This window comes from Erwinia sp. MYb375 (assembly GCF_037479175.1).
Lineage (GTDB): Bacteria > Pseudomonadota > Gammaproteobacteria > Enterobacterales > Enterobacteriaceae > Erwinia > Erwinia rhapontici.
The window spans coordinates 1,656,438-1,676,061 of sequence record NZ_JBBGZS010000023.1; the positions used below are offsets into that span (position 1 = coordinate 1,656,438).

A 19,624-nucleotide genomic window follows, 5' to 3' on the forward strand; every position below is an offset into this window, starting at 1 on the left:
CGGCACGCGGCGTCCCTGCCGCGTGACGTCCGGCTTACCTCAAACTGGCCCCATCCCCGCAAGACCGTGCTCGCTGTAGGTTTTAAACCCACACCGCACTCCATTTTCCTGTAGGGGTCGACCTTTTTTCCGGTCGACCCGGGCTGGTTTCAGCAGGCTCATAAACAAGGAACATCGGAGCAATACGTTTCAATATAGAATGTCTCAAAGAAATCATTCATCAAATCTTCTGCCTCAAGATCATCAAGGTTCATACTGTCGGTGATGTGATCCTATGAATTTACTCTACAGGTTTAATGATAAGGTTTTCTGTCGGATAACGATGCGATATTATTCGTTAATACCTTTATGGAAGCCCTCATATGAACAGGCCGTTACCGCAGTTTACCTACCTCAGCGCTGACTTCACTCGCGATGTCTTTATCCATCAACCCGCCACCTGCCAATGCTGTGGTAAAGACACTGACCGCCACTATAACGGCACCATCTACAGGGTCGGTGACAGCGATATCACCCTGTGCCCGTGGTGCATCCATGATGGCAGCGCAGCCGCTAAGTACGCCTGCAGCTTTAACGATCTTTATGACGAAGCGCTTGATGATGAAATCGCGGCGGAAGTTTGCGAACGCACGCCGGGTTACAGTTCCTGGCAGGATCAGAGCTGGTTGACTCACTGTAACGATGCCTGCGTTTATCACGGTGATGCCAGTGCAAAAGATGTTGCCGAAGCCAGTGCAGAAACCCGCCAGAAGTGGATCAGCGATTACGACATGGATGAAGAGAGCTGGTCACAGTTTATGGCCGACTACGCACCGGGTGGCGATCAGGGGGTTTATAAGTTTGTCTGCCGCCATTGCGAATTGGTGATGTTTAACTGGGATTTTTCTTGAGCGAGAGATAAATCCTAAGAAAGGGACGGGACTAAAAAGGCCTTGTACCCGTCATACTGCAAACTGCTTATTCATGGGCTTATTCCAGTACGTACCTCACCAGGCGTTGACTCCGCGGTAAGAGCATTTCTCTTACGGCTCAATGATCTCCCGCACTTATCATCCCCCTCTTCCCCCACGCTTTCCCCTACCCTGTTGGCGGCTATCATCACAGGGATGTCATCATGCTCAAGAAAATCGGCCTTACTCTCACCGTGCTGCTCTGCGGCTGCGCGACCATCACCAGTCATACCATCGGTGAAAACCCCAAAAACTCGTTTTATGCGGGGACGCAACTCGACTTCAACACACTGCATGACTGTCTCGGGTGCTGGCTCGATCTGCCGTTCTCCGTCGTGGCTGATACGCTGATGTTGCCGTTTGATACCTGGCATTACTACCACACGCCGGAAAGCATCACACAGCCACCGAAGCCGGCAGAGAACGTGAAATAAACGTCCTGTTTATGCTAGCCTGCGGAAAACGAAAACAGCACAGGAATAGGGCAATGGACGGACAGCAGATTCAGACACTCACCATGCAGATAGCTCTGGCGCTGCCCGAAGCAGAGCTTGACTACCCTTTCGGCCCGGAAATTGAGGTATTTAAAGTGCGCGGTAAGATGTTTGCGCTGATGTCGCAGGTGCGCGGCGAACGCATCGTGAACCTGAAGTGTCGACCGGAAGATGGCGAACTGCATCGGGTGATCTACGACAGTATTCATGCGGGCTGGCATATGAATAAACGCCACTGGATTTCGATTTATCCAGGAGAACAAATTACTGAGGGATTAGTGAAACAGCTGGTGGAAGAGTCTTACGATCGGGTGGTGGCAGGTTTGCCGAAACGCTTAAGGCCAGCGGCGCTGAGGGACAGTCGCGAATAACGCCCGTTTCAGATAACACAAAGGGGCGATAAATCGCCCCTTTGTCAGCACAGCGCAGCGGTAAATTATGCCAGTTTGCGCATCACCAGGGTGGCGTTGGTGCCACCGAAGCCGAAGCTGTTAGACATCACGGTGGTCAGCTTACGCTCGGTAGGCTGAGTCACGATGTCCAGGCCTTCTGCTGCCGGGTCCAGTTCATCAATGTTGATGCTTGGTGCAACAAAGCCGTGTTCCAGCATCAGCAGCGAGTAAATCGCTTCCTGCACGCCAGCGGCGCCCAGTGAGTGACCTGTCATCGCTTTGGTCGCCGACATCGCCGGGGTTTTGTCCGGGAATACGGCACGGATAGCGCCCAGTTCTTTCACATCGCCCACTGGCGTTGAGGTTCCGTGGGTGTTCAGGTAGTCGATTGGGGTATCCACACCTTCCATTGCCAAACGCATGCAACGCATTGCGCCTTCGCCAGATGGTGCCACCATGTCAGCACCGTCAGAGGTCGCGCCGTAGCCCACAATCTCAGCGTAGATATGTGCGCCACGTGCCAGTGCGTGTTCCAGCTCTTCAACCACAACCATACCGCCGCCGCCTGCAATAACGAAACCGTCACGCTGCTGATCGTAAGTACGGGAGGCTTTTTCCGGGGTGTCATTGTACTTGGTGGACAATGCGCCCATCGCGTCGAACTCACAGGACATTTCCCAGCACAGCTCTTCGCCGCCGCCAGCAAACACGATATCCTGTTTACCCAGCTGGATCTGCTCTACGGCGTTACCGATGCAGTGTGCAGACGTGGCGCAGGCAGAGCTGATAGAGTAGTTAACGCCGTGAATTTTGAACGGGGTCGCCAGGCAGGCAGACACGCCAGAGGCCATCGCTTTGGTCACCATATACGGGCCAACGCCACGCAGGCCTTTGGCACGCATACCGTCAACGCTGGCTGCCTGATAGAACGGTGAACCACCGCCGGAGCCGGCAACCAGGCCCACACGTGGGTTGTTCTGGTACTGCTCATCGGTCAGGCCGGAATCTTTCACCGCATCCTGCATGGAGAGGAAAGCATAGATTGACGCATCGCTCATAAAACGCAGCATTTTGCGGTCGATACGGGCTGAAATGTCGTCCTTCGTTAACTTAACGTTACCCCAGACGTGACTACGCATGCCGGAATCTTTCAGTTCTTGCGAGAAGGTGATGCCAGAACGGCCTTCACGTAATGATGCCAGAACTTCCTCTTGGTTATTACCAATACTGGAAACGATCCCTAGGCCAGTAATCACAGCACGTTTCATTCAATACCTCTTTCACTTCTAATTAGGATTCGACTGGCACTCTAGCTTACAGTTGTACGCCGAACAAGTCCGATCAGCGAAATCCTTGTGTAAATTTGCGTAGGGTCAAGCATATCGTTAAAATCGCGCCACTGCCTGAGCAATGAGCCTTTGCCGTGAAAACCGCACCAATAGAGCACGCACAGCTACGCTGGAACGATCAGGGTACACCTGTATCCCGAGTATTTGATGACGTCTATTTCTCTAACCAGAATGGTCTGAAAGAAACCGGCTACGTTTTTCTGGAGGGTAATCACCTCCCCGAACGTTTCACCACGCACCCGCGCGATCTCTTTATTGTGGCCGAGACTGGATTCGGCACGGGCCTGAATTTTCTGACGCTATGGCAGGCTTTTGATGCCTTCACCACGCGTGAGCCAGACGCCAGACTCCAGCGATTACACTTTATCAGCTGCGAAAAATTCCCTTTAACGGCCAGCGATCTCGACGCCGCCCTGCAAAGCTGGCCACAGTTGGCCAATTATGCCAGCCAGCTGCGTGAACAGTGGCCGCTCGCGTTACCCGGCTGCCACCGTCTGCTGCTGGATGGCGGGCGTATTACGCTCGATCTGTGGTTTGGTGATATTAATCAACTTATCCATACTTTTGATGACACCCTGAATCAGCAGGTTGACGCCTGGTTTCTGGATGGTTTCGCCCCGGCAAAGAACCCGGATATGTGGACGCCTGAACTGTTTGACTGCATGGCCCGCCTGGCGAGGCCAGGCGGCACGCTCGCCACTTTTACGGCGGCCGGATTTGTGCGTCGTGGCCTGCAACAGGCCGGGTTTGAAGTGACAAAGCGTAAGGGGTTTGGTGAAAAGCGCGAGATGCTGATTGGCCATCTGCCCGCCGCCGTAGTCCGGCCTGCGCAGGCGCCGTGGTATGCACGCCCGGCCGCGGAAGGCGATGATTTTGCTCTGGCGGGGGGGGGCATTGCCAGCGCACTGCTGGCTCTGGCATTACTGCGGCGCGGCAAAAAGGTCACGCTTTATTGTGCCGACGCCCACCCGGCCGAGGGCGCTTCCGGCAATCGTCAGGGCGCGGTTTATCCGCTGCTCAACCACCACGATCCGGCGCTGGCACAGTTTTTCCCTGCCGCCTTTACCTTCGCCCGCCGCGTCTACAATCAGCTAACTGTACCGTTTGAGCATGACTGGTGCGGCGTCACTCAGCTGGCATGGGATGAGAAAAGCGCAGACAAAATCGGGAAGATGCTGCAAATGGGGCTGCCGCCTGCACTGGCTGCCGCCGTGAATACCGAAGAAGTGGAAACACTGTGCGGCGTCACCACCGGCTGCGGCGGCATCACCTACCCGCTGGGTGGCTGGCTCTCTCCAGCAGAACTGACCACCGGGCTGTGGCAGCTGGCCGCAGAGCAGGGAGCGACCCTGCTCTGGCAGCAGGAGATCACGCAGTTAACGCCACATCCGGCAGGCTGGCAGCTGAGCTTCCGCACGCAGCCTGACTGCACACACCGTAACCTGGTGCTGGCAACCGGTCACCGTCTGACGGATTTCACTCAGAGTGAAAAGTTGCCCCTCTATGCGGTAAGTGGCCAGGTCAGCCACGTGCCCACCACGGACGCGCTGTCTGCGCTGAAACAGGTGCTGTGCTACGACGGCTATCTGACGCCGGTCAGCCCGCAGTTTCAGCAGCACTGCATTGGTGCCAGCTATCATCGCGGCGATACCGCTACCGAATACCGCGCCGACGACCAATTGGAGAACCGTGATCGCCTGCTTCGCTGTCTGCCGGATGCCGGATGGCCGCAGGAAATTGATGTCAGTGACGCTAAAGCACGCTGCGGCGTTCGCGCCGCCACGCGCGATCATCTCCCGATGATGGGTGCACTGCCGGACTATGCCGCTACGCTGCACCAGTACGAAACGCTGGCACAGCAGCAGCAGGCTGAACCCGCGCCGGTTTATCCGGGCGTGTTTGTGCTGGGTGCGCTGGGTTCGCGTGGACTGTGCAGCGGCCCGCTGGCAGCAGAAGTGCTGGCGGCGCAGCTGTGTGGCGAACCGATCCCGCTCGACAGCACCGCCCTGGCCGCCACCAGCCCGAACCGCTACTGGGTTCGCAAACTGCTAAAAGGAAAAACTCCGAAGTAAGAATAGTCCTTGATTTAAAGTGCTTACGGCAGGAAATTTCATTACCCGTGTCTGATAAATAGCATAACATTCCCATTGTGCCCCTGAATTCTTCAGGGGCATTTTTGTATCTGGCCCGTAAACGAACAAACGGAAAGAACGGGCCATCAAGGGATGATTTGCTATGGACTTCACGCTTAACGGCCAGCGCTTCTCAATTGACGATGCGCACTCAGATACCCCCCTTCTTTATATATTGCGTAATGACTTCCAGTTAAATGGCCCAAAGTTTGGCTGCGGCATTGGCGAATGTGGCGCCTGTACCATCAATATTGATGGTGTGGCCGCCCGCTCCTGTAGCGTACCTGTCCATACTGTTGCCGGCAGGCAAGTCACGACCCTGGAAGGGTTGGCAGAGGATGATGGGTTGCACCCGGTACAACAAGGCTTTATCGATGAACAAGCCGCGCAGTGTGGCTACTGCACCAACGGTATGATCATGACGCTGGTGGCACTTTTCCGGCGCAACCCGCAGGCATCCGAGCAGCAGATTAAAAATGAGCTGGCGTTCAATCTGTGCCGCTGCGGCACCCATCTGGAAATTTTACGCGCGGCGCAGAAGGCGCGCGACATGATCACCGGAAGTCAGCCATTATGAACCTGTTCACTCTGACACGACGCCGCCTGTTGCAGGTGGGGGGCTTTATTAGCGTAAGCACCCTTCTGCCCCCTCTCTCTCTGGCACAATCCACGGTGATAAGCGATCCTCCCACGGTCCCACTGGGCAGTTTTATTGCGCTGGCCGCAGACGGCAAAGTGACCGCCTTTAACGGCCATGTCGACCTCGGCACCGGTGTCCGTACGGCACTGTCGCAATATGTTGCCGATGCACTGGATGTCCCTTTCAGCGCCATTACGATGATACTGGGGGATACGGCTTCAACGCCGGACCAGGGTCCGACGATTGCCAGCGCCACATTACAGGTCACGGCGATCCCAATTCGCCAGGCAGCCAGCCAGTTGCGTCAGCAGCTTATGCTGTTGGCGGCAAAAGCCATGAATCTTTCCGCGAGCCAGGTGTATACCGATGCGGGCTGGGTGATTGACCGCCAGCACCCGGATCGACGCCTGAGCTATGGTCAACTGGCTCAGGATAAAGACACCCATTTACCCCTGGACACCACTATCCCGCTGAATAGCGCGAACCGCTATACCGGTAAATCGGTGGCGCGCGTGGATATTCCGGCAAAAGTGAGTGGCAAACTGACCTGGGTTCACGATTTTCGCATACCCGGAATGCTGCATGGCCGCGTGGTTCGCCCGCCTTATGGCGGTGCTGACAGCAGTGCCCCGCTGGGACACAGTCTGATTTCGATCGATGAGCATTCTGTTGCCCATCTTCCGGGTATCGTGAAGATTGTGGTGATTAAGGATTTTGTCGGCATTGTCGCCTTGCGTGAAGAGCAGGCGATTGCCGCGATGTACGCGCTAAAGGTGAACTGGAAGCCCTGGGCCGGACTGCCTGCACTGGGACTGGACCAGCTGCATGACACGCTGGCCAATTGTGAGAAAACCCCGCGCGTACTGCGTGACGACGCAGGCACTGACAGCGCGCTGAAGAACCGACATGTCGCCGTTGATGCCGACTACGTCTGGCCTTATCAACTTCATGCCTCTATCGGTCCTTCCTGTGCGGTAGCCGAGGTGCGCAACGGGCAGGCGACACTATGGTCAGGCACGCAGAACCCACACGATCTGCGTAAGGACATCGCACTGCTGCTGGAACTGGATCCTACGATGGTCGAGGTGAAGCGTATGGAAGCCTCCGGCTGTTACGGGCGTAACTGCGCGGATGATGTGGCGGCCGATGCGGCGTTACTGTCACAGGCAACGGGCAAACCGGTGCGTGTGCAGCTTATGCGCGAACAGGAAGCCGCATGGGAGCCCAAAGGCGCCGCGCAGTTAATCCGCGTCAGCGGCGGTCTGGACCGCATGATGAATATCTCATGTTACACACTGCGCACCTGTTATCCCTCCAATAATGCCACCACACTGCCGCTGCTCCTGACGGGAAAAGTACCCAACCAGCCTGTCGTCCAGTCAATGGGGGACCGTACCGCCATCCCGCAGTACCAATTTCCCCATATGCGGATGATCTGTGAAGATGCCGCCCCGCTGGTACGTGCCTCATGGATGCGCGGCGTCTCTGCCCTGCCGAACGTGTTTGCTCATGAGAGTTGGATCGATGAAATCGCCTGGCATTCTGGCCGCGATCCGATCGATCTGCGCCTGGAACACCTTGAAGACTCACGTGCGATTGTCATGATTAACCAACTGAAAAAAATGGCTAAATGGAAAAATGGCCCACCTCATCATCGCCCCCAACAAGAGGGCAACGTATTACGGGGTCGTGGTTTCGCCTCAGCACGCTATATCCACAGCCAGTTCCCCGGGTTTGGTGCTGCCTGGGCTGCCTGGGTCTGTGATTTAAGCGTTAATCGCCAAACCGGGGAGATCACGCTGAACAAAATCTTCGTCAACCACGACTGCGGGCAAATGGTCAACCCGGACGGGGTGCGCCATCAGGTGCACGGCAATATTATTCAATGTGCCAGCCGGGTGTTGAAGGAGTTTGTCACGTTTGATGCAAGCGGGACGACATCACTTGAATGGGGCAGCTATCCGCTGCTGCGTTTTGACGAACTGCCTGATATCCAGATCGGGCTGATGGACTACCCGGATGAACCCGCTATGGGTGCTGGTGAATCCGCGTCCGTTCCGGGTGCGGCAGCTATCGCTAACGCACTGTTTGATGCGACCGGCATCCGTTTCCGCGCGCCGCCATTTACCCCGGAGCGTGTTCTGCGCGCGCTACAGGGAGGTCACGTATGATTCGCAAGAATAAATGGCTGCGCATGTCAGCCGGGACGATACTGGCACTGGTTGTCGCCGGGGCGATATTCAGTCTGCAACCCGAGATTGCCCCGATTTCCCCTCCGGATGCTGCACAATTTTCTGTCGGCAGCATCAGTAGAGGAAAAACACTGGCGGCGCTGGGCGACTGTAGCGCCTGTCACACGCGCCCGGGGGGCGTGACCAACAGCGGTGGCCTGGCCATGGACACGCCCTTTGGCACAATCTACACCAGTAATATCACCCCGGATCTCACCAGCGGTATTGGCAGTTGGTCTTACCCGGCATTCCGGCGCGCGATGCGTTACGGTATTGACCGCCGCGGGCATTATCTTTACCCGGCTTTTCCCTACACCTCCTTCACGCAAGTCAGCAACGATGATTTGCAGGACCTTTACGCCTTTCTGATGACCCAGCCCGCCGTCAGCTATCGGCCGCCGGAAACACAGTTATCCTTTCCGTTCAGTATTCACCAGGGGATGGCAGCATGGAACTGGTTGTTCCTGCGCCCGGGAGAAAACACACCGGACCCGCAGCAGAGTGCCATGTGGAATCGGGGGGCTTATCTGGCCGCAGGGCTGGGCCACTGTAGCGCCTGTCATTCACCGCGTAATCTGGCCGCTGCCGAAAAACACGGTAGTGATGCGCTGAGTGGCGGTGTTGCTGAAGGATGGATCGCCCCCGCGCTTAATGACCGATCTCCGGCACCTGTCGCCTGGGATGAAGTGCAGTTGCAGCGCTATCTGCGTACCGGATATTCCCCGGAACACGGCGTAGCAGCAGGCCCGATGGGACCGGTGATCGCGGGCGGGCTGTCGCAGCAGTCGGAGAAGGATCTGCAGGCATTAGCCCACTGGCTGGTCAGCTTCCAGCCACCCACCGTGTCACAGGCCGATGAACTGACTGCACGCGCAGAGCAGCGTTCACAACGCCTGGACTCCGCAGGTGCCCGGCTGTATTCCGGCTCCTGTATGGTCTGTCACTCGCAGCAGAAAGGGCCGCAACTGTTGGGTGTGCGTCCGTCGCTGGCGCTGAACAGCAATCTGTATACCGCTACGCCCGATAACCTTATCCGCATTGTACTGGACGGTATCAGCCATCCGGCAACCCGTGATCTGGGCACCATGCCCGGCTTCCGCCATCAGCTTAGCGATCACCAGATCGCCACGTTGCTGAACTGGCTGCGCACCGATTTCGCCGGTCAAACGCCCTGGATCGATCTGGAGAACAAGGTGGCAGACATTCGTCAGCAGGATCATGGAGCAGAATAAATGAAGGATGTGGGGATATTAGTGATGGCGGCAGGCAACAGCCGCCGCTACCGCGAACAGGATGGGCGGCATAAGCTGCTGGTCAGGCATCAGGTCTGTGGCAATCTGTCGCTACTGGCACATACCCTGCGACTGGCCACTGCCGCCTGCGGCAAGCAGGTGAATGTGGTACTGCGCCCGGAAGATCACGCGTTGATCGAGACAGCACGGAGTTATCACTGTGGTATCACGCTGCTGGAGAGTGATTCTCTGGGTGACTCGATCGCCGCGGGTGTCGCTGCACAACCTGGCGGGTCCGGCTGGCTGGTGATGCTGGCCGATATGCCCTGGTTACAGTTAAGTACTGTAAAGCGAGTACGTCAGGCACTGGCCTTTGCCGATATTGTCCGCCCGCAGTGGAAGCTGCAGGTCGGTCACCCTGTCGGTTTCAGTGCCAACGTACGCGAAGCCTTACTCGACCTGCACGGCCAGGAGGGTGCACGTTCTATTTTGAGCGGTGCCCCACCGCTGCTGTTGCAGGTGGACGACCCGGGTTGCGTACGCGATGTGGATCGCCCTGACGACTGGGCGGAATGCTGATGGTGAGCTCTCTGGATATTCAGGTGCTGGAAAATGCCCTCAACTGGATTGGCAAGAAGCGTTGCATCTGGCTGTGCACCGTCCTGCAAACCTGGGGGTCGGCCCCACGTGCGCCGGGTTCGTTGCTGGCTGTTTCTCAAGAGGGTGCCGTCTGCGGTTCGCTTTCCGGCGGCTGTATCGAACAGGATTTTCTACAGCGGCTGGCAGCGGGTGACTACCGCCAGCCCAGCCAGCAGATACGATACGGCGCAGGAGGGCTGTCGCCGGATGTCGCGCTGCCCTGCGGCGGCAGCCTCAATGTATTGATTGAATGCCTCCCCGCCTCAGCAGAAGCCGAACATTACCTGACGCAAATGCTTCGGGCGCTGCGTGGCGAGGTCAGTCTGGAAAAACAGATTGTGCCCGGGCGGGCAGCTCGTCTGATCCCCACAGACATCATGACAGGGCGACCGTGCGTGACGCAGCATGCGAATACCGTGGTCCTGACGCTCAATGCTGCCAGCGTGTTGCTGATCGCCGGACTCTCTCCGGTGGCGGATTACTGCATTCACTTCGCGCGTATGCTGGGGTTTCATATCCAGGTCTGCGAACACCGCGATGCCTGGCTGGCTGAGTTTGATGCCCGCCCGGTGTTGAATGCCGGGGTGGAAATCATTCGTTGTTTCCCTGCCCGCCATCTGGAGCAGTACGGATGCTCTGCGCATACAGCGGTGCTCAGTCTTACGCACGATGCGCGCATTGACGATCTGACATTGGTAGAAGCCTGCCACACGTCCGCATTTTACATCGGTGCGCTGGGTTCACAGAGCAACAGTGATCGCAGGCGGGTGCGGCTGGCGGAAATGGGAGAGCTGAGTGCTGAACAGCTGGCGCGAATCAGCGCACCGGTGGGTATGGCACTGGGCAGCAAAACGCCGCCAGAAATTGCGCTGGCGATTATGGCGGATATTGTTCGGGTGAAGAATGGTGTGTGACTCCAGGGCAGAAGGGCTTCTGCCCTGCGGGTCGTACGGCGTTTACTGGGCCTGCAGGAACAATCTTTCCCACATGCTCATCACCAGGACCTGGTCACGCGGGGAAAGCTCACCCGCCTTGATCGCTTTATCCAGGCTGATTTGCACCTGAGCCTGCAACGCTTCCGGCGTGTGTTCGCCGGCCTGTTCAATTTCGGCGACAGCCAGCGTCAGATGACCACGCAGGTAACCACCGGCAAACAGCTCGTCATCACTGGCATGTTCTACCATGTCATCAATCAGGCCCAGAATACGCGCCTCAAATTCATCGATCATATAATCCTCTGTAAGCTAGTCGCTCCCCGTTCAGCACAAATCTTCCGGCCAGGGAAACAGTGCCGCCGTCAGCGGTGGAGTTGAGTAAAACGAGCGAAGTTCAGCGATCAGTCGGGCCGGGCGCGCAGGAATGCCCTTCTCCAGATAGTCCATCACCTGAGCATGAACTTTACGCTGGAACGCAATGCGATCCGGTTCACAATCACCTTCAAGATTGTCACAACTTACATTGAACGGAAAGCCTGCCGCAACACTTAACAACCACTCCAGCGCCTGGGGTTTGATCTCGACGGATTCAAACTGACCCTGGGTCTCAGCATCACGCCCATCAGGGCAGTACCAGTAGCCAAAATCCACCTGCTTGCGGCGCTCGGCACCGGCAATACACCAGTGGGAAATTTCATGCATTCCGCTGGCGTAGAAACCGTGGGCAAACACCACCCGGTTCCAGGGTGACGTGTCGTCAGCAGGAAGATAGATCGGTTCGTCATCGCCTTTAATCAGGCGGGTCTGAAAATCATTCATAAAGCAGCGATCGAAGATGTCGATCAGATCCTGATAGTGGTGTTGCTGGCTCATAGCTGTTTGTCGTGTCAGTAAAAAACGCGCAATTTTGACATTTTGTCAGGCAGGTTTCGAGCACTATTGCATATATTGTCTCACGCGAAAAAAGTGATCAGGTTATCAATGTCTTCCCCCCCACCCGCATGCAGCATAAAGTTTCTGCTTAACGCTCCGATAACCGTTGGCACAGGCGCGTTCGCTTTATTGCGCCGTCTTATTTTATGGAGAGATAAACGCTTTACTTTAGCTGTGCACAATCTCACAACATCTCATTGAACATGCTGATGAGATACCGCTATCCACCATGAAAGATTCTCTGGCTGCCACGCTTATCCCGCTGAAATCAGTGAAATAACCTTAGCCCGTGACACGGACGTCCTGAAACCCAGTTGATAACCTCATACCCTTTTCAGGCGAGCGTGAATGAAGCAAAAACCAAATAAAACAAAAATGATGATTACCGGAGACACCCGCGGACTGGTCAGGCAGCCCATGGTCGGCATGCTGGTATTACTGGGTGGACTCTTTCTTTGCGCCATCGTTGCGCTGTTTTACATCGCCGATCAACAAAATACCCATGAAGATAAACACCTTCAATTACTAATGGGTAAAGCGATAGAAAACCGGCAGGAGATTATGCATGCCCATACCATGGACAATGCCGACTGGGGCGAAGCCTGGAAAAACCTGCATCTGACGGTCAATACCAAATGGGCCTGGGACGATCAGAATCTGGGAGAATCACTGTATCAACGATTTCATTATGAGGGCATTTTCGTTGTTTCTCCGCAGGGAAAAACGCGCTACAGCGTGATCGGAGGGCAGCTGAAGCTGCAGATGATTGAATCATGGCTCGGCAAAGATCCCCTTCCCCAGCTTAATCAACGGTTAAATGCGTCAGGAGGTAATGCCGTCTCGATACTGGTGGCCTCACAGGGGCGCGTCACTATCGTCAGCGCCGCCTGGATCACCCCCGACGGGGCTGCCAGTGAAGACAAGGATAATGGCCCGCACTCAATTCTGATCTTCGCCGACAGGCTCACCCCGGAGAAACTGAGCATTATGGCGCAGGAATATGGTATCCAGGGCGCGCAAATCCTCAGCACGCAAACTGCCCGTCAGCACGAGGACCGTAATATGCTGACACTGCCCGCGCTTGGCGGAAGGATTACGTTTGCCTGGCAGAGTGATGATCCCGGTAATGCACTGGTCGCGGGGATTCTGCCTGCGCTGGTGTTACTGATGTTTACCACCCTGTTTACCGCACTGATGCTGATAAAAAATGCCCTGCGCAAAGCGCACCTCAGTGATGAAAGTCATTTCCAGCTGGAACAAAGCAAAAAAGCCCTCTACAACAGCGAGTGCCGATTCAGGGATGTTGCTGAAACCACCACGGACTGGATTTGGGAAGCGGATGAGAACTTAAGGTTTACCTGGATATCCGAACGTTTCCCGGTGATCACTGGCTACCACATCTCTGACTGGATTGGCCGTCCGGCAACGGAGTTTTTACTGAACGACAGTAATGCCCTGGCGCAACTGACTTACCTGTGCCATTCCGGTGGCCGTATCACGCTTCCTCATTGCCACTACCTCTCAGCCCAACAACATCAGCGTTACTGCAATATGATCGTTAAACGCGTGTACCTGTCTGGCGGAAAAACCGGGTTTCGTGGCACAGCAACCGATGTCACCCAGGAAGTAAAAGCACAGGAGCGCGTGCGTTATTTATCACACTTCGATGAGTTAACCGGCCTGCCTAATCGTGTGCAGATGAAAGAGTTCCTCGAAGGAAAATTGAATTCAGCCCCCAGCACTGAACAACAGCTGGCTATTGTGATGGTTGACCTGGATAAGTTTAAACCGGTTAACGATGTCTACGGGCATGCGGCCGGTGACAGCGTGCTGCATGAAGTCTCTGCCAGGCTACGCGCCTGCCTGAAAACATCCGGTATGGTGACCCGCCATGGCGGTGATGAATTTATTATTATTCTGCCGGAGGTTCAGGATCAGGGCGATATCGCTACCCTGTGCCAGCAGATTATTGATGAGATTAACCGGCCATTCCTGATTGCCAACGGCGAAATTTTTATCGGGGTCAGCCTGGGCATTGCCCTCGCCCCTCAGGACGCCAGTACCGCCAGTGACCTGCTGCGTTATGCCGACATCGCACTCTACAAAGCCAAAAATGAGGGGCGTAACCAGTGGGCGTTCTTCCAGCGCGATATGGGGGAAAAGATTGTCCAGCGTCGTGAAATGGAACAGGAACTGCGTGAGGGAATTCGCGCAGGCCAGCTGCGTCTGGCTTATCAGCCGCGTTACGATACCCACTGTTCGTGTATCACGGCGGTTGAAGCGCTGGTCAGATGGCAACACCCACACCACGGACTGCTGATGCCTGACCAGTTTATCCCGCTGGCGGAAGAAACCGGCTTGATTAACGCACTCAGCGACTGGGTATTGTTCACCGCCTGCAGTGATGCGCTTAACGCTATGCCGGGGTTAACGGTGTCGGTGAATATCTCGGCAAGTGAATTCCAGGACAGCAGCCTGTACGACAGAATAAAAGGGGTGTTAGAAAAAACAGGACTGGAGAGTTCATTGCTGGAGATCGAAGTCACCGAAAATGTCACATTGCATGATCCGGTCAAGACACAGAAAACCATGTTGCAGATTAAGGAACTGGGCGTGAAGTTTCTTATCGATGATTTCGGCACGGGTTTTGCCTCGTTAAGCTATCTGCGCAACTTCCCGTTTGACGGTATAAAGCTGGATAAATCCTTTATTTTCCCTATGGATGATTCGGTACGCGCAAGGCAAGTCGTCGAAAATATGATTGGCCTCGGCAAGGCCTATTCTCTCTATGTCACCGCCGAAGGCGTTGAAACACAATCTCAGATGGAGCAGTTAACGCTGTTGCAGTGTGACAGCCTGCAGGGGTATTACATCGGTAAACCGATGGCTCTTGAACATCTGATAGCACTACCGACCTGCCGCACCCGCACTTAATGCCTGCGCCTGCTGGCGAAAAGCCAGCGGAGCCAGGCCGTAATGTTCTTTGAAGATGCGTGAAAAGTGAAAAGGTGAAACAAAACCACACTGCTCGGCGATCAATGCCACGGGCAGGTGGCTGCGCATCAGCAGGCGTTCCGCATGGCGCAGGCGCACATCGCGCAGGTAGCGTGCCGGAGTCTGGCGCAGATGACGGCGAAACAGCGCAATCAGATGATTTACCGAACAGTGGGCGCGGGCTGCGATATCCTCCAGCGCCAGCGGATGCTGGTAGCGCATAGCAATAAAGCGGCAGGCTTCACGTACCCCCTTCGGCATGGTTTGCCGCTCCTCTCCACGCGGCTGGATAGCACGTGAGGCATAGTAATAGAGCAGGGTTTCTGCCAGCGAGATCAGGGCACGCGGTGCGGGTTCTGGCTGAGAGGTTAAGCTGATCCCCAGCTCCATCAGTTGCTCTACCTGATGGTCAAAAGCAATGGTGGCAGGCAAATGTGCCAGCTCGAGATTAAAGTTCGCCGGGAGGGCCGCGAAATCCAGCTGGCACCAGATATGCTCGCTGGGCAGCAGCGAGTCAAACCGGAACAACTCACGCTCTCCCGGCAGCAGCAACGCCAGCGTACCGGGCAATAACAGCAGTGAACGCTGCGCCGTCTCAATCGTCACGCTGCCACTCAGCAGCGCAATAAACTGAATGCCGCGCTGAATACGCGGCCCGTACACATCCCCAGCCCCGTACCGCGACAGACCGAAATATCCCTCCATGACGGGAACCGTCAGTGTGATTTCAGACATTTTTTTCACCACTTTGGTCATGTACCCTTCGCCCCCAGGCAGGCTATCTTTTCTCCACTCTTCAGCCGTATAGCGGCGAACACAACCCGAAACTGTGCGCAGGGCCTGATTGTGCGACGCAGATCAAACTTTGATTTCAGACAGGAGAAAATTATGGCGAATGCCAACGTGCGTCTTGGCGTCAGTCCGCTGGCCTGGACCAACGATGTGCTGGAAGATCTGGGGGATGACGTCACTGCCCTGCAATGTATGCAGCAGGCTGCCGCCATCGGCTATCAGGGGATTGAACTGGGGCGTAAATTTCCCCGCGAGCTGGCGGCCTTGCAGCCACTGTTGCAGGAAACCGGTCTGTCACTGGCTTCCGGCTGGTTCTCCGGCACCCTGGCCGACATTAGCGTGCAGCAGGAGCTGCACAATGTGGCCGATCATGCTCGCCTGCTGAGCGCACTGGGCTGTTCCGTCATGGTGTATGGCGAATGCGGGGGAATGCCCGGCGAGACACCGCTGGATATCGGTATTTCCCACTCACCCAAACTCAGCGCCATTGACTTCGATGCTTACGTACGGCGGTTGAGCCAGTTCTCCTCGGCGCTGTATCAGGAATATGGCCTGAAGCTGGCTTACCACCACCATCTGATGATGCTGGTAGAGCGTCAGGATGAGATCGAGCGTTTTTTCTCTGCCACCCATGAGGATGTCGGAATGCTGCTGGATACCGGGCATGCCGTAGCGGCAGGCGCCGATCTCAACGCACTGATCCGCCAGTTCGGCAGCCGTATCTGCCATATTCACCTGAAAGATATTCGTCGCGCACGCCTGGATCAGGTGTATCAGCAGGATGAAAGTTTTAACCAGGGCGTACGCGGCGGTATGTTCACCGTGCCCGGTGATGGCGCTATCGATTATCAGCCGGTAGTGGATTTCGTCAATCACAGCGGCTATCGCGGCTGGCTGATCGTTGAAGCAGAACAAGACCCAACCACAGCGCCTCCGGTGCCCACCGTGACGCGTGCCTTCCATCACGTTAACGCCCTCTTTTCGCGCTAAGGAAATACGATGCCTGACACTCTGAATATTGGCCTGATCGGCTCCGGTTTTATGGGGCAGGCGCACGCTGATGCCATCCGCCGTGCCGCCCTGCTCTACCCTGATTTGCCGAAAACCCCGGTGCTGTACGCCATTGCCGACCAGAATCAGGCGATGGCGCAGCAGGCGGCACAGCGCTTCGGCGCGCTGTACGCCTTTGGCGACTGGCGGGAGATGGTGCAGGACCCGAATATCGATGTCATTGATATCACCTCGCCCAACCATCTGCATCATCAGATGGCACTGGCCGCGATCAACGCCGGGAAGCATGTTTACTGTGAGAAACCGCTGGCTGTCACAGAACCCGAGGCACGAGAGATGGCAGACGCCGCACGCCGGGCCGGGGTGAAAACCATGGTGGCATTTAATAACATCAAGACCCCGGCGGCGCAGCTGGCGAAGCAGCTGATTGAGCGCGGCGAGATCGGCACCCCGGTGCGTTTCCGCGGCACTTTCGACCAGGGTTTTTATAACGACCCTGAACTGCCCTGGTCCTGGCGTTGCTCGAAAGAACTGGCCGGTTCAGGTTCTCTGGGCGACCTGGGCGCACATACTCTGTCAGTCGCGCAGTATCTGATGGGCGGCGTAAAGGAAGTGTGCGCCAGCGGGCAGACGCATCTTAAAACCCGTCCGGTGCCCGGCGTCGACAGCGGTTACGCCAGTAAGGTCGAGGCCAATGCGCAACGTCGCGAAGTGGAAAATGATGACCAGATGCAGTGCCTGGTGAGTTTTGACAGCGGCGCTGCCGGCGTGATTGAGTCTTCACGTATTGCCGCCGGGCGCATTTTCGGCGTCTACTGGGAAGTGTCCGGCACCGAAGGCACGCTGTATATGGACGGTGAGCGCTTTAACGAACTCCAGGTATTCCGTTTTAACGATGATAAGCGCGATCGTGGGTTCAAAACCCTGTATGCCGGCAGCCAGATCCCCGCTTATTCAGCCTTTTTTGGCTTCGATTTCGGCGGCGGCGGGCTGGGTTACTTCGATGTCAAAGTGCTGGAAGTGCATGATCTGGTGCAGGGAATTTGTCGCGATGACGACTGCTACCCGAACTTTACGTTCGGCTGGGAGAATCAGCGCATCTTACAGGCGATTGAGGATTCGATGGATCAGCGCCGCTGGATCACGGTGAGAAGAGGTTAGGTGTTGTGCAGCGGGTCAGGCATGCCTGACCCCTACTGGCGTGGCATACGGAGAGGCGCGGCATTCGTAGGGGCGTGGCATGCCGCGCCCGAAAGCACATTATAACGAATGGAACCACACCATGATTTCCGCGCCGTGGCTGTCATACAGCAATTTCGCACTCATCACCGCCGACACAATCACAATCATCGGGCGGATCAGCTTCTGCCCTTTGGTCAGCACCATTCTGGCACCCAGACGTGCGCCGCACACCTGGCCCGCGAGCATCACCAGTCCCACCAGCCACACCACTTTTCCGCCAATCATAAACAGCAGCAGGCCGCCGAGGTTGGAGGTAAAGTTCAGCACTTTGGCATGAGCGGTCGATTTCGCCAGGTTGTAACCGCACAGCGTCACGAACGCCAGCGCATAAAACGAACCCGCGCCAGGGCCGAAGAACCCGTCATAAAACCCAACGCATCCTCCAGCCACCAGTGCAAACGGCAGACCGTGGAGACGACGCTGACGATCTTCCTCTCCGATCTTCGGCATCAGGAGGAAATAGAGACCAATGGTAATCACCAGCAGCGGCAGCAGCTGGCGCAGAATATCGCCCTGTACATGCTGTACCAGCAGCGCGCCGCTGATGGACCCTAAAAAGGTCAGCGCAATATTCAGCTTTTGCTCGCGTAAATCCACGGCTTTGCGGCGGATAAAATAGAGACTGGCAGAAAACGATCCGCCTACCGACTGCAGCTTATTAGTCGCCAGCGCCTGGGCTGGCGACAACCCGGCCGCCAGCAGCGCAGGCACCGTCAGTAAGCCGCCGCCGCCCGCAATCGCATCGATAAACCCCGCCAGTAAGGCCACCAAAAACAGCACGCCCAACAGCCACGGAGCAACACTGACCCATTCCATTTATCGTTGTGCCTTACAGTAAATGTTTATCCAGCAGAGCCTGGCAGGATGGCGGTAACGGAGGGGGCTCGCGCTTCACCGGCGGTGTACTCCCCGGTTTGGCTGGCGCAAACCAGCTTTGCAGTTCGGCACCACAGCCGTCACCCGGCGGTGGGATCGGCTGATCCTGACACTCAAGGCTTCCCGCCGGACAGCGCAGGCGCACATGCATATGGGCACGATGCTGGAACCACGGACGCACCTTGCGTAACCATTCACGATCGCTACCGGCATCCGCACAAAGCTGCTTTTTAATCGCCGGATTAACGAAAATACGCGTCACCTCGTGATCTTTCGCCGCCAGCTTAATCAGGCTGTCGATTTCTGGTTGCCAGTGGCGTGCCACCACATTTTTGCCATCGGCGGCGACCAGATCAAGCGGCTGAGGTTTCAGCAGCATTTGCTGTGTCCAGCGCTGTTTGGGGAGCTGTAACCAGATATCCACATCCAGCCCGGACTGATGACTGGCGTGGCCGCTGCTGAAACGACCGCCTGCCGCCATGCCCATATCACCGACCAGCACTTCCCCCAGCCCCAGTTGATTTGTCTGGGTGCTGAGACGCTGAATAAAAGCAATCAGGTCCGGGTGACCAAAATAGCGACGCTGATCGGTACGCATCACCTGATAGCCGGATGCCTCCAGCGGCAGCGGCTGTGCGCCAACAATACAGCCGTTAGAGAAGGCACCAATTGACTGCGGTGCACCGCTAATCGGCTGGTGGATTGTCTGCCACGGCGTGGCGGCCTGTGCGGTCGCCGTCGATATCAACAGCGCACACAGCGCCATCAGCGTCTTTTTCATG

The 19,624-nt window shown here is 56.4% G+C and carries 18 protein-coding genes; 12 read left to right on the top strand and 6 right to left on the bottom strand.

Features of this window, described 5'->3' with window-relative positions:
• Positions 1-362: 362 nt before the first annotated feature.
• The 3 genes from WH279_RS20390 (at position 363) to WH279_RS20400 (ending at position 1,815) form a co-directional block, all read left to right on the top strand.
• Positions 363-890, top strand: a complete 528-nt coding sequence (locus WH279_RS20390) for a CbrC family protein (RefSeq protein WP_339458249.1) — start codon at positions 363-365, stop codon at positions 888-890.
• A 224-nt stretch (positions 891-1,114) separates the two neighbouring features.
• Positions 1,115-1,384, top strand: a complete 270-nt coding sequence (locus tag WH279_RS20395; protein WP_339458251.1) for a YceK/YidQ family lipoprotein — start codon at positions 1,115-1,117, stop codon at positions 1,382-1,384.
• Between the two features lie 53 nt (positions 1,385-1,437).
• Positions 1,438-1,815, top strand: coding sequence for an MmcQ/YjbR family DNA-binding protein (locus WH279_RS20400; protein ID WP_339458253.1), 378 nt, complete (start codon positions 1,438-1,440; stop codon positions 1,813-1,815).
• A 65-nt stretch (positions 1,816-1,880) separates the two neighbouring features.
• Here the strand turns inward: WH279_RS20400 and fabB are convergent, their stop codons facing one another.
• On the bottom strand, positions 1,881-3,104 hold the full coding sequence (gene fabB, locus WH279_RS20405; protein ID WP_200642904.1) for a beta-ketoacyl-ACP synthase I: 1,224 nt from the start codon (positions 3,102-3,104) through the stop codon (positions 1,881-1,883).
• A 155-nt stretch (positions 3,105-3,259) separates the two neighbouring features.
• Between fabB and mnmC the strand changes: the two genes are divergently transcribed.
• From mnmC to WH279_RS20435, 6 genes are all read left to right on the top strand, one after another.
• Positions 3,260-5,257: a bifunctional tRNA (5-methylaminomethyl-2-thiouridine)(34)-methyltransferase MnmD/FAD-dependent 5-carboxymethylaminomethyl-2-thiouridine(34) oxidoreductase MnmC gene (gene mnmC / locus WH279_RS20410; RefSeq protein ID WP_339458256.1), complete on the top strand. Its 1,998-nt coding sequence runs from the start codon at positions 3,260-3,262 to the stop codon at positions 5,255-5,257.
• Between the two features lie 163 nt (positions 5,258-5,420).
• The gene (locus WH279_RS20415) at positions 5,421-5,894 is read left to right on the top strand and encodes a (2Fe-2S)-binding protein (RefSeq protein WP_339458258.1); all 474 of its coding nucleotides are present in this window, start codon (positions 5,421-5,423) and stop codon (positions 5,892-5,894) included.
• On the top strand, positions 5,891-8,128 hold the full coding sequence (locus WH279_RS20420; protein WP_339458260.1) for a xanthine dehydrogenase family protein molybdopterin-binding subunit: 2,238 nt from the start codon (positions 5,891-5,893) through the stop codon (positions 8,126-8,128). Before WH279_RS20415 ends, WH279_RS20420 begins: the two co-directional genes overlap by 4 nt.
• Positions 8,125-9,420 carry a cytochrome c gene (locus tag WH279_RS20425; protein ID WP_339458262.1) on the top strand — a complete coding sequence of 432 codons (1,296 nt, stop codon included), beginning with the start codon at positions 8,125-8,127 and terminating at the stop codon, positions 9,418-9,420. Before WH279_RS20420 ends, WH279_RS20425 begins: the two co-directional genes overlap by 4 nt.
• On the top strand, positions 9,421-9,999 hold the full coding sequence (locus WH279_RS20430; protein ID WP_339458264.1) for a nucleotidyltransferase family protein: 579 nt from the start codon (positions 9,421-9,423) through the stop codon (positions 9,997-9,999). It begins immediately after the preceding gene.
• Complete coding sequence (locus WH279_RS20435; protein ID WP_339458266.1) at positions 9,999-10,973, top strand: XdhC family protein; 975 nt, start codon at positions 9,999-10,001, stop codon at positions 10,971-10,973. The genes WH279_RS20430 and WH279_RS20435 overlap by 1 nt, the downstream gene beginning before the upstream one ends.
• Positions 10,974-11,015: 42 nt before the next feature.
• Here the strand turns inward: WH279_RS20435 and WH279_RS20440 are convergent, their stop codons facing one another.
• A complete protein-coding gene (locus WH279_RS20440) occupies positions 11,016-11,288 on the bottom strand; it encodes a YfcL family protein (protein WP_339458268.1) in 273 nt (90 codons plus the stop codon).
• Positions 11,289-11,318: 30 nt separating this feature from the next.
• Positions 11,319-11,867, bottom strand: coding sequence for an elongation factor P hydroxylase (locus tag WH279_RS20445; protein ID WP_200642897.1), 549 nt, complete (start codon positions 11,865-11,867; stop codon positions 11,319-11,321).
• A gap of 408 nt (positions 11,868-12,275) precedes the next feature.
• Here WH279_RS20445 and WH279_RS20450 point away from each other — a divergent pair, with 408 nt between their 5' ends.
• Positions 12,276-14,861 carry a bifunctional diguanylate cyclase/phosphodiesterase gene (locus tag WH279_RS20450; RefSeq protein ID WP_325169050.1) on the top strand — a complete coding sequence of 862 codons (2,586 nt, stop codon included), beginning with the start codon at positions 12,276-12,278 and terminating at the stop codon, positions 14,859-14,861.
• Here WH279_RS20450 and WH279_RS20455 read toward each other — a convergent pair.
• A complete protein-coding gene (locus WH279_RS20455) occupies positions 14,835-15,656 on the bottom strand; it encodes an AraC family transcriptional regulator (RefSeq protein WP_200642896.1) in 822 nt (273 codons plus the stop codon). The two genes, WH279_RS20450 and WH279_RS20455, sit on opposite strands and share 27 nt — an antisense overlap.
• Positions 15,657-15,809: 153 nt before the next feature.
• Between WH279_RS20455 and iolE the strand changes: the two genes are divergently transcribed.
• A complete protein-coding gene (iolE, locus tag WH279_RS20460; RefSeq protein ID WP_339458271.1) occupies positions 15,810-16,703 on the top strand; it encodes a myo-inosose-2 dehydratase in 894 nt (297 codons plus the stop codon).
• A gap of 9 nt (positions 16,704-16,712) precedes the next feature.
• Positions 16,713-17,885, top strand: a complete 1,173-nt coding sequence (locus tag WH279_RS20465; protein ID WP_339458273.1) for a Gfo/Idh/MocA family protein — start codon at positions 16,713-16,715, stop codon at positions 17,883-17,885.
• Positions 17,886-17,984: 99 nt separating this feature from the next.
• Here WH279_RS20465 and WH279_RS20470 read toward each other — a convergent pair whose 3' ends face one another.
• Together WH279_RS20470 and mepA are read right to left on the bottom strand one after the other, a co-directional pair.
• Positions 17,985-18,782: a sulfite exporter TauE/SafE family protein gene (locus tag WH279_RS20470; RefSeq protein ID WP_133841318.1), complete on the bottom strand. Its 798-nt coding sequence runs from the start codon at positions 18,780-18,782 to the stop codon at positions 17,985-17,987.
• A 13-nt stretch (positions 18,783-18,795) separates the two neighbouring features.
• Positions 18,796-19,623 (bottom strand): penicillin-insensitive murein endopeptidase, encoded by an 828-nt coding sequence (mepA, locus tag WH279_RS20475; protein ID WP_339458276.1) that lies wholly within the window; start codon positions 19,621-19,623, stop codon positions 18,796-18,798.
• Position 19,624 lies beyond the last annotated feature (1 nt).

Excerpts from the sequence above, each read along its gene's own strand:
- WH279_RS20390 (WP_339458249.1), top strand. The coding sequence starts at position 363 with ATGAACAGGCCGTTACCGCAGTTTACCTACCTCAGCGCTGACTTCACT.
- WH279_RS20395 (WP_339458251.1), top strand. The coding sequence starts at position 1,115 with ATGCTCAAGAAAATCGGCCTTACTCTCACCGTGCTGCTCTGCGGCTGC.
- WH279_RS20400 (WP_339458253.1), top strand. The coding sequence starts at position 1,438 with ATGGACGGACAGCAGATTCAGACACTCACCATGCAGATAGCTCTGGCG.
- fabB (WP_200642904.1), bottom strand. The coding sequence starts at position 3,104 with ATGAAACGTGCTGTGATTACTGGCCTAGGGATCGTTTCCAGTATTGGT.
- WH279_RS20415 (WP_339458258.1), top strand. The coding sequence starts at position 5,421 with ATGGACTTCACGCTTAACGGCCAGCGCTTCTCAATTGACGATGCGCAC.
- WH279_RS20420 (WP_339458260.1), top strand. The coding sequence starts at position 5,891 with ATGAACCTGTTCACTCTGACACGACGCCGCCTGTTGCAGGTGGGGGGC.
- WH279_RS20425 (WP_339458262.1), top strand. The coding sequence starts at position 8,125 with ATGATTCGCAAGAATAAATGGCTGCGCATGTCAGCCGGGACGATACTG.
- WH279_RS20430 (WP_339458264.1), top strand. The coding sequence starts at position 9,421 with ATGAAGGATGTGGGGATATTAGTGATGGCGGCAGGCAACAGCCGCCGC.
- WH279_RS20435 (WP_339458266.1), top strand. The coding sequence starts at position 9,999 with ATGGTGAGCTCTCTGGATATTCAGGTGCTGGAAAATGCCCTCAACTGG.
- WH279_RS20440 (WP_339458268.1), bottom strand. The coding sequence starts at position 11,288 with ATGATCGATGAATTTGAGGCGCGTATTCTGGGCCTGATTGATGACATG.
- WH279_RS20445 (WP_200642897.1), bottom strand. The coding sequence starts at position 11,867 with ATGAGCCAGCAACACCACTATCAGGATCTGATCGACATCTTCGATCGC.
- WH279_RS20450 (WP_325169050.1), top strand. The coding sequence starts at position 12,276 with ATGAAGCAAAAACCAAATAAAACAAAAATGATGATTACCGGAGACACC.
- WH279_RS20455 (WP_200642896.1), bottom strand. The coding sequence starts at position 15,656 with ATGTCTGAAATCACACTGACGGTTCCCGTCATGGAGGGATATTTCGGT.
- iolE (WP_339458271.1), top strand. The coding sequence starts at position 15,810 with ATGGCGAATGCCAACGTGCGTCTTGGCGTCAGTCCGCTGGCCTGGACC.
- WH279_RS20465 (WP_339458273.1), top strand. The coding sequence starts at position 16,713 with ATGCCTGACACTCTGAATATTGGCCTGATCGGCTCCGGTTTTATGGGG.
- WH279_RS20470 (WP_133841318.1), bottom strand. The coding sequence starts at position 18,782 with ATGGAATGGGTCAGTGTTGCTCCGTGGCTGTTGGGCGTGCTGTTTTTG.
- mepA (WP_339458276.1), bottom strand. The coding sequence starts at position 19,623 with ATGAAAAAGACGCTGATGGCGCTGTGTGCGCTGTTGATATCGACGGCG.